Raw genomic sequence first — 15,912 nt, 5'->3', positions numbered from 1 at the left:
ATTGCGCTCCCCTTCTGTTGAAATTAATGCCAAAAACGTACCAATTGTCCAGAGAAGTTTACAACTTTCGCGCATAAAAATTTAAAGCAGTCTGTTTTCTCAAATTTTATCAATGAATTAATCAATTTTTTCACAAGCCGACAAATCTGCTTGGTTAATGGTATTTTTTTGGTATCTTCAAGCCGGAGGTATCTTCATGACTGAATTCTTCATTGGCGTCGATGGTGGCGGCACGGGATGTCGCGCCGTGGTGGCGGGTAGCGATGGTGCGATTCTGGGTTCGGGGCGCAGCGGCTCCGCCAATATCGTCACCGATCCGCGAACGGCGCTGATCAATGTGATCGCGGCGATCGATAACGCTTTTGATGATGCCGGGCTGGACAAGACGCATTATGCGACCAGTCACGCGGTTCTCGGTCTGGCAGGCGGTAATGTCGAGGGTGCAGGCACCCTGATAGAACGCGGCCTGCCCTTCGCGCACTCCAATGTGGAGTTTGACGGCGTGATCGCCCTGCAGGGTGCGCTTGGCGATCAGGACGGTATCGTTGCCATTCTCGGCACGGGCACGGCCTATATCACACGCCGGAACGGTCGAATTCATTCAGTCGGCGGATGGGGTTTCCCCCTGAGCGATCTCGGCAGCGGTGCGCGGCTCGGTCAAAGCTTGTTGCAGGAAAGCCTGCTCGTGCATGACAGAATTCATCCACGCACACGCCTGACGACCGACCTTCTCAACGAGTTCGACAACAATCCGGATAATCTGGTCGAATTTGCGTGGACGGCGAAGCCCGGTGACTTTGGCAAATATGCTCCACGTATTTTCCAGTATGCGAACGAGGGAGACGCGACAGCGCGGATGTTGCTTGAGCGTTCTGCTGGTTATGTGAGTGAAACGCTTGACGTACTGATCAAACAGGGCGCTGAACGCATCAGCCTACTTGGCGGCATGGCACCGCTTTATGTGGAATGGCTGCCGCTACACCAGCAGAAGCTTCTGGTCAAACCGGCTGCGGATGCTTTGACAGGCGCTCTACAACTGGCCCTCAAGCGATATGGGTCGCAAAATGGAAAGGCGCGTGAATGAGTGGAAATTTCAGCGCTTTCCTGCCCAAGAACCTGCAGGGTTCTGCTCCCCCTTCTGGTGGCCCACTCTATATGCAGCTGCGTCAGTCACTGGAGACTGCAATCCGCGCCGGGCAGCTGGTTGACGGTGAGGCCCTGCCACCGGAACGCGACATTGCAGAGTATGCCAATATCAGCCGCGTGACAGTGCGCAAGGCGGTGGATGATCTCGTCAAGGCCGGGCTTCTGGTGCGCCGCCATGGCTCGGGCACGTTCGTTGTGCGCCCGAGCGAGCGCGTGCAGCAGTCACTCTCGATGCTGACCTCATTTACCGAAGACATGGCGCGCCGTGGCATCACCACGGAATCCAGATGGCTGGAGCGCGGCCTTTATTATCCTTCGCCTGAAGAGATGATGAAGCTGGGCGTTTCCTCGGAAACCCGCGTTGCCCGCCTCGGTCGTCTGCGCATTGCGAGTGACATGCCGTTGGCCATCGAGCGCGCAAGTCTTTCAAGCGAAATCCTGCCCGACCCGGATGCGGTCAAGGGCTCGCTCTATGCCGAGCTGAGCCGCACCGGATTTCGCCCTGTGCGTGCGGTCCAGCGCATAGCAGCCTGCAACATCAAAGACCCCGACGCGCGCATTCTGGGCGTCAAGGAAGGCGATGCGGGCCTGTCCATCGAACGGATTTCCTATCTGTCGTCCGGTCGGGTGGTGGAGTTTACAAAATCACTCTATCGCGGCGATGCCTATGATTTCGTAGCCGAGCTGACAATACCGCAGCCTTAGAGCGCGTTTCGATCTGATTGGATCAGATCGAAACGCGCTCTAACTTCTTCTGTTTTAAGCATAATCTTCTCGATCCTCGTTTCACTCCGGTCGGATTATGCTCTAAGCGACCTCTATCGACGAAAACGGCCCGTTTCCGGGCCGTTTTTATTTCATGTCAGTGATGTTTCTTGCCTTCACGAGCCAGATCCGCTGTTGGATCGGCCGTGAGACGCTTGCGCGCCCGGTCATCCATCAGCTCATACCACATGGCGTTGAGCACGGCGAAAGCCGCAGCAAGCGGAAGCCCCAACAACCAGGAAAAATACCACATATTGCTTTCCTTTCTCGGTTGTTCCAAGCGCATCCTGAAAAGTATGAAACGGTTTTCGGGATGCGCGTTGAAACGAAACTTATAGAGCGCCGATCTGATGCAATCAGATCAAAAAGCACTCTAGTAAGCGTGATTGCTGTCGTCTTCGATCATGTCCTTGTCGACCTTGCCCCACAGGACCTTGTAAACCCAGGACGTGTAGACAACGATCAGCGGCAAGAAGATGAGCGTTACAACCAGCATGATGAACAGCGTCATATGGCTGGAAGACGAATCCCATACCGTCAGGCTTGAGCGCGGATCGAGCGACGATGGCAGAATGAACGGGAACATCGACACGCCGACCGACGAAATAATGCCGAAGATCGACAGCTTTCCGAACAGAAGCGGGGCTAATTCACGACGGCTACGCAATGCGATGAAGACCGCCAGTGCCCCCAAAATGCCGAGCGCCGGAGCGATCAGCAGGACAGGATAGTTCACATAGTTGGTGAACCATGCGCCGTGATCCAGTTCCACAGTCTTGCGCAGCGGATTGGATGGCCCGTCAGTGACGATGGCGCTCGTGATCCGGTAGCCCGAAACCCAGAACCAGCTGACGACGCCAGCCAGCACATAGAGCACGACAGTCAGAAGAGCTGCGATGCTGCCGTAGGACCGGGCACGCGCCTGAATATCCCCAGTCGTCTTCAGCACAAGCCACGACGCGCCGTGCATGCTGAGCATTACCACCGAAAGCACGCCGCAAAGCAGTGCAAACGGGTTAAGCAGACCGAAGAACGAGCCTTCGTAATAGATTTGAAGGTCGTCTGCGAGACGGAAGGGTATGCCCTGCAAGACATTGCCGACAGCGACGCCGAAAATGAGAGCAGGAACAAAACCACCGATGAAAAGTGCCCTGTCCCAACCTCTCCTCCAGGCCTCACTGTCACGCTTGGAACGATATTTGAACCCGACTGGACGCAGAATGAGTGCGAACAGAATGAGAAACATCGCCAGATAGAATCCCGAGAAAGACACCGCATAGAGTGGTGGCCAGGCGGCGAAAATAGCGCCGCCCCCGAGGATCAACCAGACCTGATTGCCTTCCCAGACCGGGCCAATCGTGTTGATGATGATGCGTCGCTCGACATCGGTTTTGCCAACGACGGGCATGAGTATGTCGACACCGAGGTCGAACCCATCCATCGCGGCAAAAGCGATCAGCAATACGCCGAGCAATACCCACCAGATGAGACGCAGGGTTTCATAGTCCAACAAGTCGCTGAGTATCATGATCCTTACTCCGCAGGTGCGATGCTGGCCGGGGCGAGAATTGCTTCCGGCTTGCTGTCGGGTTCAGGTCCAGCCTTGATGGCGCGGATCATCAGGCCCATCTCGATGACGAAGAGAACCGTATAGATCGCCACGAAACCAAGTATGGTCAGCAGCACTGTGGACGCTCCGAGATTGGAGACACCGACTGCTGTCGGCAATATGCCTTCGATGACCCAAGGCTGGCGGCCGAATTCCGCGACGATCCAGCCCATTTCGGCCGCGATCCATGGCAGCGGTATCGCAAACACGGCGATCCGCAACAGGAACGGATAGCGGTCAAGTTTACGACGCGCGGAAAGCACAAAGAATGTGCCCGTCAGCAGGATCAGGAAGAAGCCGATGCCGACCATGATGCGGAAGGCCCAGAACAACGGCAGGACGCCGGGAACGGTGTCGTTTGCTGCCTGCGTGATCTGCGCGTCGGTTGCCTGACGCGGATCGTCGACATAGCGCTTCAGCAGAAGCGCATAGCCCATCCATTGGCTGTTATCGGCAAAGACGTCTTTGACCTCCTGCGGAACGGCGTTCGTATCGCCAGCCGCGCGGATTTTCTGCAAGGCATCGTAAGCGACAATACCGTTGCGGATATGGTTCTCGGCACTGTCAACAAGATCGTTGATGCCCTGGATTGGAGTCGTGAGAGACCGCGTACCGATCAGGCCCATGACCCATGGAATATGCACCGCGAAATGGGTTTCTCGTGCTGCCTGGTCGGGGAATCCGAAGACGGTAAACGAAGCGGGAGCAGGCTCGGTTTCCCACATGGCTTCAATCGCCGCAATCTTCATCTTCTGATGTTCGTTGGCCAGATAGCCGCTTTCGTCGCCAAGGACGACAACGGAAAGTGTCGCGGCAAGGCCGAACGATGCTGCGATGGTCATCGAGCGCTTGGCGAGTTCTACCGAGCGTCCCTTGAGCAGATACCAGGCCGAAACACCGAGGACGAAAACGGACGCGGTGACATAACCGGCAGAAACCGTATGCACGAACTTGGCCTGCGCGACCGGGTTCATCAGCACTGCAAAGAAATCGGTGATTTCCATACGCATGGTTTCGGGATTGAAGGCCGACCCGACCGGATTCTGCATCCAGCCATTGGCGATCAGAATCCACAGCGCCGAGAAGTTGGAACCTGCCGCGACCGCATAAGTCGCCATGAGGTGCCCGACTTTCGACAGGCGATCCCAGCCGAAGAAGAACAGACCTACGAAGGTCGCTTCAAGGAAGAAAGCCATAAGGCCTTCGATGGCGAGCGGTGCGCCGAAGATGTCGCCGACATAGTGGCTGTAATAACTCCAGTTCATGCCGAACTGGAATTCCATCACGATGCCCGTCGCGACGCCCATGACAAAGTTGATGCCAAACAGCGTACCCCAAAATTTCGTCATCTGCCGCCAGATGAGTCGCCCCGTCATCACGTAAACGGTTTCCATGATGGCAAGCAGCACGGAAAGACCCAAGGTCAGAGGTACGAAGAGGAAGTGATAAAGTGCCGTGATTGCAAACTGCAATCGCGACAGGGAGACAATATCGAGTTCCATCTCTTTAAGCCGGTAACCCGGCCCTCCTGGTGTTATGAGCGGCGCTTCAACGCGGCCCCCTTTTTGAAAACGGCGGCTTCCTGGAAACCGTACTCCGCTTCAATTTCAAATATCGGTCCAGATATGGACACGGACTTCAAATCATTTCCATGTCCGCGCAGCTCACCTCATGGTTTCGAGGATTTCGCCGAAGCGCGGCGAACTCTTACCTACAGACTCAACTAGAGCGCCTTGATTTAAAACAATGATCCGTTCGCAAATTCGCGCTTCGCGACTGATATGCGTTGCGATCAGCAATGCGCGCGAACCTGTTCTCGCCTTGAGGCGATCGAGAACATCCTGTGCGGTTGCGTTATCGAGACCTTCGGTCGGTTCATCCAGTAGCCAGAGCGGCGCATCGGTCAGGAAAAGCCGCGCCAGGGCCAGACGACGTGCTTGCCCGCCCGAAAGCCCCAGCCCGCCCTCGCCCAGCATTGCGTCCAGTCCGGCAGGCAATTCATCGATAAACGCGCCAAGGCCCGCAGCCCGCAAAGCGGCAATCAGTTCCTCATCGCTCGCATCGGCACGCGCCAGCCGGAGATTGTCGCGAAGACTATCCTGAAATAGCTCTGTCCGCTGCGTGAGAAGGCGCGCGGGCAAAACCGAAGCGCGGCCCTGATCAGCCGGAATTTCTCCGGCAAGGAGATTGAACAAGGTCGATTTGCCTGCGCCGCTTGTGCCGACGATGGCAATACACTCGCCCGCTGCAATATCGAGATCGAGGTTTTTGAGGGCGTCGTGATCCGCGCCCTCGTGACGAACCGACACGTTTTTCAGCTGAACCGCTACGCCATTCTCAGGTTTTTTGGGTGCCGTTAGTTCAGCGTCATCGTTCGGTTGAGGTGCAACCCGCCTGGCAGCAAGTATCGTGCGCCCGAGTTCCATCGCGCCGCGCCGCAATGCTGAAAACGGCTCCATCGCACCAAGAATGATAAGCATTCCGAGCGCTGCGACGGGCGCACCGATCATTCCTGACTGCATCAGCAAACCAACGGCGACAAGGCCACCTGCAAGCAACGCAGCGTGAACAATGCCGAAACCCGCGCCGGTTACGATCTCTATGCGATTAAGCCTGCGATCCGAAGCGGCGACATAGCCGTCTGCACCGACCAAAGCCAGCTTCTGATCTTCGAGGCGCCCAACCATAAGAAGTTCAGTCTGCCCGGCAACGAGATCGACGGTGCGGGCGCGCAGCGCTTCCGTACCTTTTGCTCGTTGTCGCATGGATTTTTCGGAACGACGAGCCGCAGCAAGCGGAAGGCCCAGACCGGCAACAAGCAGGACAAGAGTAATCAGTAACCCGAAAAGGGGGCTCATCAGGCCGAGAGCGATGCCAGCCACAAGCGCGGTAGCGAGTGCAGCACCGGCAGGCACCACCACGCGCAGATAAAGCGAGTCGAGTGCATCAATGTCTGCCGTCAGGCGGAACAGCAGACGCGCAGGGCGCTTCAATAGCGCGTTTGCAGCACTCGGGCGCGCCCAGCTACGGAACAGCTTTTCGCGCAGTGCGGCAAGGATCGCAAGCGTTGCATCATGAGTGACGAGCCGCTCCAGATAACGCGACCCAGTGCGCAGGATCGCCAGCAGACGAATACCGGCTGCAGGAGCGAACACATCGAACACAACCGCCGTCGCCATGCTCAAGCCCGCAATCGCCGTTGCCGTTATGAACCAGCCTGACAGGCCGAGAAGAGCGATACCGGCAAGGACCGTTACAGTAGCCGTCGCTATACCCGCAAGAAGTGCTGTCCCCTTGGTGCGGAAAAAGAGGCGCAGGATCGGTTGCAACGATTGAAAACCGTTCATTCTGCCGCCCTCCTCTGCCAGACAGGATCGTTATCCACGCTGCCGTCCAGACGGACGATACGGTCCATCCTGCGGGCAAGGGTTTCGTCATGGGTAGCGACGATGAGCGTCTTGCCTTTGGCTAGTCTGAGAAGGCTGTCGGCAATGACCTTCGCTGTTTCCTGGTCAAGATGGGCTGTAGGTTCATCGGCCAGGATAATATCGGCATTGAGATCAACTGCCGCTCGGGACAGCGCCAGCCGTAGGGCTTCGCCACCGGATATTCCAGCACCGTTCTCGCCGATGAGACGGTTGCCGGTGACACCCAGAACATGACCCAGCGCCATGTCATCAATAATGGCTTTGGTGGTTTCCACATCGGCTTGCCGACCGAGCGTGATGTTCTGACGAGCAGAACCGGCAAAGATATGCGGCTTCTGTCCGATCCAGTTCATCCTTGAGCGAAGCGCCTCTGCTGTATCGTCGGCCAACCCGATTCCACCGATTTCGATTTGACCAGTTTGAGGAGCCGTCAGCCCGGCAACAAGGGCCAGAACAGTCGATTTCCCATAGCCGCTCGGCGCCAGCAGAGCCACGTGCTCGCCTGCCGCAATATCGAGATTGAATGCGGTGAGAACCTTGCCCCCAGTCCCATAACCAAAGTCGATATTGTGTAGAGTTACGGTAGGAGCATCACCAGTTGCTGCGTGGCTTCCAACCTTGCCGACAATTGGCATCGGATGTTCAGCCAGCTTTTCCAGTGCATCAATTGAAGATTCGCCCGATGCACGGTCGTGCCAGACCGCTGAAAGATCGCGCAATGGTTCGAAGAATGCAGGCGATAGAAGCAGGACGAAAAGACCTTCGGCCAAAGTCAGCTTATGGCCCCACGCTCCGAAGTTGAGTTGGCCCAGCAGATGGAAGCCGATATAAACCGCGACCATGGCAACGCCGATAGCAGCGAAGAGTTCAAGCACAGCCGAAGACAGAAATGCGATGCGCAGGACAGACATCGTCTTGAAACGCAAGGTTTCGGCGTTCTGGCGCAGCCGGTTCGCCGTCGCGTCCACGGCATGGAATGTGCGAATGGTTGCAAGGCCGCGCAGACGGTCAAGCAGAAAGCCGTTCATTCCGCCAAGGGCTGTCAGTTGCTTTTTGCTGGCGGCCTTTGCACGCCAGCCGATCAATGCCATGAAGATCGGTATCAGCGGTGCGGCCACCATCAGGACAAGCGCTGCAGCCCAGGAATACCAGAGTGCGACGGCAAGTATTGCGAATGGGATCAGCATCACGCGGATGCGGACTGGCACGAAGCGCGAAAGATAAGGAACGACCATTTCCGCCTGTTCGGCAAGAATGCTTGCCGCCTCACCGGATGACGGGCGCGTCACATCAAGCGGTGAACGTTGCGCAAGCGCTGAAACAGCATTGGTTCGAAGTCGGGAAAGCTCCAGTCGGGCGGCGTCGAAAGCTTTGGTAGCGCCTGCACTATCAAGAACGCTGCGCAGACAGCCGAGAACGAATATGCCCGCCGCGCTGTAATAGATGGAATTATCGAAGCCGGTGTCGGCCAGTCGTCCGATTGCGTATGCGAGAATGCCCGCTTGCGGCAGCCACAAAAGTGCGGCTAACGCCTGAAGATATGCCCCCCGCTTCAGCAAAGGCGGAACAGGACGACGCTGCGAGCGGCGCGAACCTTGTTGGTCGCTTGCCGCTTCGCCGTCTTCTGCCGTCAAAGTTTCCGTTCGGGGGACAACGGATTTCACTCTCTCTTAGGCTCCTTTTTGGCCGATGTTCGCCCGCGTCCGAGCGCCACGATCCTGTCCGTGGTTTCAAGGAAGCGGGTCACCTTGGCGCCAAGCGCCAGAAGACTTGTCAAACGATCGGTATCGAGTCGCTTGACGTCGTCGTACCAGTTGGTCAGCCTTTCGATCAGGCCGTACATGTCCTTCATGCGATCCTGCGCATAAAGATCGCTGTCGCCTTTCGGCTGCTCCATCAGGATTTCACGCAGAACCGAGAGCGTGGGATCGATCTCGCGCTTCTTGCGCTCTTCAGCGAGCGTGCGCAGAATCTGCCACACATCGTCGGGCGTCGTGAAGAAATCACGGCGATCACCGGGAATGTGCTTCAGCAGCACCAGATTCCAGCCCTGCAATTCACGAATACCCATGGACACATTCGAACGTGACACACCGAGAGCATCGACGATCTGGTCAGCGCAAAGAGGCTCAGGCGACACGTAAAGCAGTGCATAGATCTGCCCCACCGTGCGGTTGATGCCCCAACGGCTGCCCATTTCTCCGAAGTGGAGCACGAACGACTGAACGATTGGCGACAATTCCAAAATTCTCTCTCCCGTAAATTCTGAATTTTCAGAAATTACTGAAATTCAGATAATTCAAATGGCTTTAACCTTCAATCCGTTTGTCCCGGGCGAAAGCCCGAATGGACAATTGGCCGCAGCCCCGGACACTCCTCCAAATGCCCAAAAACACGAAAGGCCACCGCTTCCGCTCCGCAGTCGGTGGGCAGTCAGGCCAGAGATTCGGCAAATGGGAGATAATGTTTCCGATCGGCAGGATAGCCGGTCTTGAAGCGAACTCCAAAACAGGTCTCCGATCAGCCCGGAAGCAGCCGCCGCCGCTTCCATGACGGAGCAGCGAATTTCCCCATTTGGTGCGACGGAAAACGCAAGCTTTCCGCCCTCTCCGCACCCTCAAGCATGATACCTACAGACCTATAGCGGGTCGGAAGATGAAGGCAGCTCCTTGCTGTCCTGCGTTCTGTCGCGATGGATCACGGCGCGGCTGAGCAGCATGAGCGTTACCGGCGTTGTGACGACCACAAAGACGGTAATCAGCACTTCATGCAGAATCGGCTTCGATTGCAAGATGGAGAAAAATATGATCGAAGCGATCAAGATTCCGCCAGCACCAAACGACGAGCCAAGCGTGGGGGCGTGAACACGCTCATAAAAGCTTTTGAAGCGGACGAGTCCGATGCATCCGACGAGTGTCAGGAAGGCGCCGGAGACCAGAAAGAACGCAATGATCACAGCGGCCCATACAGGAAGTTCACCTGCATTGATCATTCGATCACCTCCCCGCGCATGAGGAATTTTGAAAGCGCCACGGTGGCAACGAAACCCAGAAGAGCGATAATCAGCGCCGTCTCGAAATAAATGATGCTGCCCGTGCGTATGCCGAACGTGACCAGGAGAAGCAGCGCGTTGAGGTAGAGCGCATCGGCCGCAAGAATGCGATCCTGCGCACGCGGGCCTACAAGCAGCCGATAAACCACACAAGCCAGAGCGCCAAGAAGCATCAGCTGAGCAGCAAGCAGGGACCAGAAGATGATGACTGCACTCATGCGGATTTCTCCTCTTCCATGACGTCCGCCGCTCCGAATATCTTGATGAGCGGCTGCTCATATCTTCCCTTGATCGTGTCCCGCCACGCCTGCGCATCATCCAGATCGAGCACGTGGATGGTCAGTTCGTGCCTTGCGGCGTTGTAATCCACCCAGGCCGTGCCCGGCGTCGCTGTGATTATGCAGGCGAGAACGGCAAGAGCGGTCCGGTTTTCCAGATCGAGCTGGATAACGACAAAGCCCGGACGTCGCTTGCGCTTGCGTGACAGAATAATGCCAGCCACCGCGATATTGGATTGCAGGATGTCGTAGCTCATGGTGCCGAACAGCAAGAGCATCGTCGGGATCGAACGAATATGGTTCTTCTGCGGTTGCAGGGCCGTCATGATGAGACACGCCACGAGCGCGATGATCGCGCCAAGCAGAAGCTGTGCCCGTGTGAAGCCGTTCAAAAGCAGCCAGAACAGGAGCAACGAGGCGAACAGAAGCGGGTAAGGCAGGATCTTTTTCACTGTGTCCCCTCCGTTTCGGTGCCTGCGCGGGGCGCATTGAGGACACTGCTGATATAAGATGCGGGATTGTGCAGCGAACGCGCCGTTTCATCCATATAGCGCATCGCCGGACCGGCAGCGATTGTCAGCGCCAGACAGATTGCCAGAAGCCCCGCAATCGGCACGACCTCCCGGACCAGAACGCGTGGCACGTTGCCTTCGAGCGATGCCCAGAAGGTACGAATGCCGGTACGTGTCATCGCAATCAACGCTGAAAGACCGGACAGCAGAAGAAGCGCGACCAAAGCCCAGCTTGCTGGGCTGACTGGCATTGCAAGCTGTGGTGTCGGACTGTCGCCGTTGAAAACCGCTGCCAGGATCAGGAATTTGGCAATGAATCCAGAGAATGGCGGCAAGCCGATCAGCAATATCGCACAAATGCCGAAAAACGTTCCCAGAACGGCAAGGGTTGCGGGCAGTACTGCGCCGACTTCGTCTTCGTCTTCTTCCTCCTCATCGTCACCATAGGCTTCCATGGTAACGGCGAGAACGTTTGCAGCCGCATCCTGACCGCGTTCGATCAGTTCAATCAGCAGGAAGAACGCAGCGATGGTAAGCGTGGAACTCACCATATAGAACAGCGCGGCACCGGTCATGGCGGTGTTACCGCTGCCAATGGCAGCCAGCAACGTGCCCGAGGATACGAGGATACTATAGCTGGCAAGACGTCCCATTGCTTGCGATGCGACCACCCCGATCAGGCCGAAGGCAAGCGTGACCATTCCACCGAAATAGAGCCAGTCATTGCCGAATCCATAGGATGAACCGGCACTGATACCGAACATCAGCGGCGACAGGCGCAAAAGGACGTAAATGCCGACCTTGCTCATGATGGCGAAGACCGCTGCCACCGGTGCTGCTGCTGCCGTATAGGTTGGCGCAAGCCAGAAATTGAGGGGCCACATGCCTGCCTTGACGAGGAATGCAACGCCCAGAACCGCAGCACCTGCTTCAAGCAGCATACGATCTTCAGCCGCGACCTGCGGAATTCTCTGCGCAAGATCGGCCATATTCAATGTGCCGGTCACGCCATAGATCAGGCTGACGCCGATCAAAAACAGAGACGACGCGACGAGATTGACGGCAATATAATGCATGCCGGCCTTTACGCGCGCCGGACCTGACCCGTGCAGCGCCAGGCCGTAGGATGCCGCCAGCATCACTTCGAAGAAAACGAAGAGATTGAACAGATCACCAGTCAGAAATGCGCCGTTCAGCCCCATCAGCAAAAGCTGGAAGATTGTATGGAAATGCGGGCTGGCTTTGTGCCAGTGCGCGAGTGCGAAGCTGAGTGAAGCCATGCCGAGCAGGCTTGTCAGCACAAGCATAAGGGCCGCGAGACGATCCAGAACCAGCACGATACCAAACGGTGCGGGCCAGTTGCCAATCAGGTAAACGAGAGCGTCAGGCGCCTTGTCGCTCGCCATTCCGGCAAGGGTGATGGCAATCGCGATCAAACCCAATGTCGAGATGGAGTTGATGGCCATCTTGAGCTTGCGCTTGCGCTCATCGAACAGCAGCAAGACAGCTGCCGTGACGAGCGGCAGAATGATTGGAGCAACGATGAGGTGCGTTTTCCAGTCCAACATCAGTTCTCCTTGCCGTCCACGTGGTCCGTACGCGTCAACCCGCGCGAAGCGAGCAGCACGACAAGGAAAAGTGCGGTCATTGCGAAACCGATGACGATGGCGGTCAGTACGAGCGCCTGTGGCACCGGATCGGTATATTGTGCGGCCTGAACGTCAACACCGCTATCAAGCACAGGTGCAGCATTCGTGCGCAAGCGTCCCATCGAAAAAATGAAGAGATTGACGGCATAGGAAATCAGCGACAGGCCGATTGCCACCTGGAAGGTACGCGGGCGGAGAATGAGCCAAACGCCGGATGCCATCAATACGCCGATTGCCAGAGCAAGAACGAGTTCCATCAGTTCTCCTCCTTCGTTGCGGCAAGCTTCTCGACACGGTGTTTACGGAGTGATTGGTGTGCGAGTGCAATCAAAACCAACACGGTAGCGCCAACCACGAGGGTGAAGACGCCAAGATCGAACAGCAGTGCGCTGGCTGTCGGCATTTTTCCGATATGCGGTATTTCCGTATATTGGAAAAATGTGGTGAGGAACGGATAGCCGAAGAACCACGACCCCGCACCTGTTGCCGCTGCAAACAGCAGTCCGAGCCCGATCCAGCGCAATGGCAGAATGCGCAAGCGGTCCTCGACCACGCGTGCGCCAGACGCCAGATATTGCAGCAAAAATGCAATTGCGAGCGTAATACCGGCCGCAAATCCGCCGCCTGGCAGATCATGACCGCGCAGGAACAGATGCACTGCCAGTACAATGATAACCGGGAACAACCATTGCATGATGACGGACGGCACGGCCAGATAATCGGCCAGTGTTTCACCTGCCTTGCGGTCAGGCGCCGCCTCGTCATAGGCGTCCTGGATTTGCTGCTGGGCTGTCGATCCGGTTGTATCAGGGGCAGGACGGAAACGACGCAGGAGCGCAAAAACCGTGAGGCCCACAATACCGAGGACGGCAATTTCGCCAAACGTATCGAAAGCACGGAAGTCGACCAGAATGACGTTCACGACATTCTTGCCACCGCCGCCTGAATAGGCGTTCTCGAGGAAATAATCGCCAATGCTGCTGGGCGAAATACGCGTCATAACAGCATAGGCGATGACAGCGACCCCTGCCCCGCTGCCGATTGCAAGCAGCAAGTCGCGATAACGGCGGATGCGCGGGCCTATCTGCACCGGAAGCGGGTCAGGATCTTCCCAACGCTTCGGCAGCCAGCGAAGCCCGAGCAGCAGCAGAACAGTGGTGACGATCTCGACCAGCAACTGGGTCACAGCAAGATCGGGCGCGGACAGCCAGACGAAGGTGATGCAGGTAACGAGCCCCGCCCCTCCGAGGAGGATCAACGCCGCAAGTCGGTGGTACTTGGCCTGATAGGCCGCGCCGATAGCACAGGCACCACCAAGTATCCAAAGTCCGGCAAAAATCGGGTCCACGGGCTGGGCGCCAAGCGAACCTGACTGCAAGCCGGAAACGAAAATCGGCCAGGCAGCTGCAAGGACGGCCACCGCAACCACGATACGGAGCTGCGGCTGCAGACGACGCGTGCTGAGGAAGGATTCTGCCTTACGTGCCCAATTCCATGACAAGGTCACGAGAACACGTTCGAAAATGCGCTGCCCTTGCAAATGCCGGAATAAGGGGGGGCCGTCTTCACTGGTGGCAAGATAGTTTTTCAGCATCCAGTGCAGAAGAATACCGCCGATCATGGCAACGATACTCATCATCAGCGGCAGGTTGAAGCCGTGCCAGACCGAGAGACTATATTCTGGCGTCGCCTTGCCCAGCACCGACAGAACTGCCGAATGCAGGAACGGTCCGATGGAAAGGCCCGGAATGATGCCGATCAACAGGCAAAGCAAGACCAGAAGTTCAATGGGACGACGCATCCAGTGCGGCGGTTCGTGCGGCTCATGCGGCAGGTCATGCGGTGGTGGTCCGAAGAACGTCGAATAAATAAAGCGCACCGAATAGGCGACCGTGAAGATACCGGCAATCGTGGCGACATAGGGCGTGATCGTATCTAGCCACGACGCCATGTGCGTTTCCACCGCCTCAGCGAAGAACATTTCCTTGGAAATAAAGCCGTTGAGCAACGGTACGCCTGCCATGGCCGCACTCGCGACCATGGCGAGCGTTGCCGTATAGGGCATGGGACGCAATAGCCCGCTCAGTTTTCGCATGTCGCGCGTGCCGGTCTCATGATCGATGATGCCCGCAGCCATGAACAGCGATGCCTTGAAAATCGCATGGTTGACCATGTGGAAGATCGCGGCAACCGCAGCAAGTGGGCTGCCAAGAGAAAGCAGAACGGTAATCAAGCCAAGGTTACTGATGGTCGAATAGGCAAGCAGGCCTTTGAGGTCTTGTTGGAAAACCGCAAAGAAGCTTGCAATCAGAAGCGTGATCAGCCCTGCTGAACCGACGATCCAGAACCACTCTTCCGTTCCGCTGAGAACCGGCCACAGGCGCGCCAGCAGGAAGACACCAGCCTTCACCATGGTGGCCGAATGCAGATAGGCCGAAACGGGCGTCGGCGCTGCCATCGCATTGGGAAGCCAGAAGTGGAACGGAAACTGCGCGCTTTTCGTAAAGGCACCGAGCAGGATCAGAATGAGCGCCACGCTATAAAGCGGATGTGTCCGAACGATGTTCCCCGCTGCCAGAACTGTGTCGAGATCGTAGCTTCCGACAATATGGCCGAGGATCAGAACGCCTGCCAGCAGACAGAAACCGCCGATACCCGTCACGGTGAGCGCCATGCGTGCACCGTCGCGGGCACTGGCATTGTGATACCAATAGCCGATCAGCAGGAACGAGAAGATGCTGGTCAGCTCCCAGAACACGGCGAGCAATATCAGATTGCCGGATAGAACCACGCCGAGCATCGATCCCATAAAGGACAGAAGGAACGAGAAGAACCTCGGCACGGGATCTTCGGGCGACATGTAATAACGCGCATAAATGACGACCAGCAGGCCGATACCCGTGATGAGCATCGCGAAAAGCCAGGCGAAGCCATCCATTCGGAACGTGACATTGAGGCCATAGGCCGGAAGCCATTCCACAGTGCCATGAAGCACCTTGCCGTCCGACACGATGGGATAAAGGCTGGCGGTGACAATAAAGGCAACAAGCGCAATTGCTGCCGTAAACCAGGCCGAACCGCTACGATCCGCCCCCCTGAATAAGCCGGTTATGGCGCTGCCAAGAAATGGTAGAAGGACAAGCAGGAAAAGCATTCTGCCGTCCATCGTCATGCGCCACAGGCCTCCTAGCCGAAATCAAGGTTGATCCGAAGCAGGCACCGCTCAAGAAAACAGCAACAGAATCGCTCCGGCAAGTTGTAGTGAGGAATCATATATTCCGATGGCCTTATTATGACCGGCCACGGAACATTATGGCAATAGCTTTCAATGGCTTATCGCATAGATTTGAATCATTTTATTGTTCCCTGCGCCGAAAAATCTATAATTTATCAACCGCTGCGAACCGCGACGCCTGACTGTCGGCCATACTGACTTGAAAATCTTTCAGCCGGATGACACAAAACTTGCCATG

The 15,912-nt window shown here is 56.7% G+C and carries 14 protein-coding genes; 2 read left to right on the top strand and 12 right to left on the bottom strand.

Annotated features, from left to right (window positions below; all coding sequences use genetic code 11):
* Window positions 1–196: 196 nt before the first annotated feature.
* Window positions 197–1,084, top strand: a complete 888-nt coding sequence (locus AAE521_RS00220; RefSeq protein WP_071633695.1) for a glucosamine kinase nucleotide-binding domain-containing protein — start codon at window positions 197–199, stop codon at window positions 1,082–1,084.
* A complete protein-coding gene (locus AAE521_RS00215) occupies window positions 1,081–1,851 on the top strand; it encodes a GntR family transcriptional regulator (RefSeq protein WP_071633696.1) in 771 nt (256 codons plus the stop codon). Before AAE521_RS00220 ends, AAE521_RS00215 begins: the two co-directional genes overlap by 4 nt.
* A gap of 157 nt (window positions 1,852–2,008) precedes the next feature.
* On the opposite strand, the gene cydX is transcribed toward AAE521_RS00215, so the two are convergent.
* The 12 genes from cydX to AAE521_RS00155 form a co-directional block, all read right to left on the bottom strand.
* The gene (gene cydX, locus AAE521_RS00210) at window positions 2,009–2,164 is read right to left on the bottom strand and encodes a cytochrome bd-I oxidase subunit CydX (protein ID WP_071634025.1); all 156 of its coding nucleotides are present in this window, start codon (window positions 2,162–2,164) and stop codon (window positions 2,009–2,011) included.
* A 120-nt stretch (window positions 2,165–2,284) separates the two neighbouring features.
* Complete coding sequence (cydB, locus tag AAE521_RS00205) at window positions 2,285–3,439, bottom strand: cytochrome d ubiquinol oxidase subunit II (protein ID WP_071634026.1); 1,155 nt, start codon at window positions 3,437–3,439, stop codon at window positions 2,285–2,287.
* 5 nt (window positions 3,440–3,444) lie between these two features.
* Entirely contained in the window at window positions 3,445–5,022 is a 1,578-nt protein-coding gene (locus AAE521_RS00200; RefSeq protein WP_342060222.1) for a cytochrome ubiquinol oxidase subunit I, read from the bottom strand.
* Window positions 5,023–5,184: 162 nt separating this feature from the next.
* The gene (cydC, locus tag AAE521_RS00195; protein ID WP_342060221.1) at window positions 5,185–6,867 is read right to left on the bottom strand and encodes a thiol reductant ABC exporter subunit CydC; all 1,683 of its coding nucleotides are present in this window, start codon (window positions 6,865–6,867) and stop codon (window positions 5,185–5,187) included.
* Window positions 6,864–8,612 (bottom strand): thiol reductant ABC exporter subunit CydD, encoded by a 1,749-nt coding sequence (gene cydD / locus AAE521_RS00190; protein WP_342060220.1) that lies wholly within the window; start codon window positions 8,610–8,612, stop codon window positions 6,864–6,866. The genes cydC and cydD overlap by 4 nt, the downstream gene beginning before the upstream one ends.
* Window positions 8,609–9,193, bottom strand: coding sequence for a GbsR/MarR family transcriptional regulator (locus tag AAE521_RS00185; protein WP_012092941.1), 585 nt, complete (start codon window positions 9,191–9,193; stop codon window positions 8,609–8,611). The genes cydD and AAE521_RS00185 overlap by 4 nt, the downstream gene beginning before the upstream one ends.
* A 393-nt stretch (window positions 9,194–9,586) precedes the next feature.
* Window positions 9,587–9,940, bottom strand: a complete 354-nt coding sequence (mnhG, locus tag AAE521_RS00180) for a monovalent cation/H(+) antiporter subunit G (protein WP_010658734.1) — start codon at window positions 9,938–9,940, stop codon at window positions 9,587–9,589.
* Window positions 9,937–10,218 (bottom strand): K+/H+ antiporter subunit F, encoded by a 282-nt coding sequence (locus tag AAE521_RS00175; RefSeq protein ID WP_071634031.1) that lies wholly within the window; start codon window positions 10,216–10,218, stop codon window positions 9,937–9,939. The genes mnhG and AAE521_RS00175 overlap by 4 nt, the downstream gene beginning before the upstream one ends.
* On the bottom strand, window positions 10,215–10,730 hold the full coding sequence (locus tag AAE521_RS00170; protein ID WP_010658732.1) for a Na+/H+ antiporter subunit E: 516 nt from the start codon (window positions 10,728–10,730) through the stop codon (window positions 10,215–10,217). The genes AAE521_RS00175 and AAE521_RS00170 overlap by 4 nt, the downstream gene beginning before the upstream one ends.
* Window positions 10,727–12,355 carry a monovalent cation/H+ antiporter subunit D gene (locus tag AAE521_RS00165; protein WP_071634049.1) on the bottom strand — a complete coding sequence of 543 codons (1,629 nt, stop codon included), beginning with the start codon at window positions 12,353–12,355 and terminating at the stop codon, window positions 10,727–10,729. Before AAE521_RS00165 ends, AAE521_RS00170 begins: the two co-directional genes overlap by 4 nt.
* A 2-nt stretch (window positions 12,356–12,357) precedes the next feature.
* Complete coding sequence (locus AAE521_RS00160) at window positions 12,358–12,696, bottom strand: Na+/H+ antiporter subunit C (RefSeq protein WP_010658730.1); 339 nt, start codon at window positions 12,694–12,696, stop codon at window positions 12,358–12,360.
* Complete coding sequence (locus tag AAE521_RS00155; RefSeq protein WP_342060219.1) at window positions 12,696–15,611, bottom strand: monovalent cation/H+ antiporter subunit A; 2,916 nt, start codon at window positions 15,609–15,611, stop codon at window positions 12,696–12,698. Before AAE521_RS00155 ends, AAE521_RS00160 begins: the two co-directional genes overlap by 1 nt.
* Window positions 15,612–15,912 lie beyond the last annotated feature (301 nt).

It is taken from the genome of Brucella cytisi, from assembly GCF_038433355.1.
In the GTDB taxonomy this organism is placed as follows: Bacteria; Pseudomonadota; Alphaproteobacteria; order Rhizobiales; family Rhizobiaceae; genus Brucella; species Brucella cytisi.
The sequence above is the reverse complement of the archived record's forward strand: the minus strand, read 5'-3'. Positions and strand labels throughout refer to the sequence as shown.

Excerpts from the sequence above, each read along its gene's own strand:
- cydB (WP_071634026.1), bottom strand. The coding sequence starts at position 3,439 with ATGATACTCAGCGACTTGTTGGACTATGAAACCCTGCGTCTCATCTGG.
- cydC (WP_342060221.1), bottom strand. The coding sequence starts at position 6,867 with ATGAACGGTTTTCAATCGTTGCAACCGATCCTGCGCCTCTTTTTCCGC.
- AAE521_RS00175 (WP_071634031.1), bottom strand. The coding sequence starts at position 10,218 with ATGAGTGCAGTCATCATCTTCTGGTCCCTGCTTGCTGCTCAGCTGATG.
- mnhG (WP_010658734.1), bottom strand. The coding sequence starts at position 9,940 with ATGATCAATGCAGGTGAACTTCCTGTATGGGCCGCTGTGATCATTGCG.
- AAE521_RS00200 (WP_342060222.1), bottom strand. The coding sequence starts at position 5,022 with ATGGAACTCGATATTGTCTCCCTGTCGCGATTGCAGTTTGCAATCACG.
- AAE521_RS00215 (WP_071633696.1), top strand. The coding sequence starts at position 1,081 with ATGAGTGGAAATTTCAGCGCTTTCCTGCCCAAGAACCTGCAGGGTTCT.
- AAE521_RS00160 (WP_010658730.1), bottom strand. The coding sequence starts at position 12,696 with ATGGAACTCGTTCTTGCTCTGGCAATCGGCGTATTGATGGCATCCGGC.
- cydX (WP_071634025.1), bottom strand. The coding sequence starts at position 2,164 with ATGTGGTATTTTTCCTGGTTGTTGGGGCTTCCGCTTGCTGCGGCTTTC.
- AAE521_RS00155 (WP_342060219.1), bottom strand. The coding sequence starts at position 15,611 with ATGACGATGGACGGCAGAATGCTTTTCCTGCTTGTCCTTCTACCATTT.
- AAE521_RS00220 (WP_071633695.1), top strand. The coding sequence starts at position 197 with ATGACTGAATTCTTCATTGGCGTCGATGGTGGCGGCACGGGATGTCGC.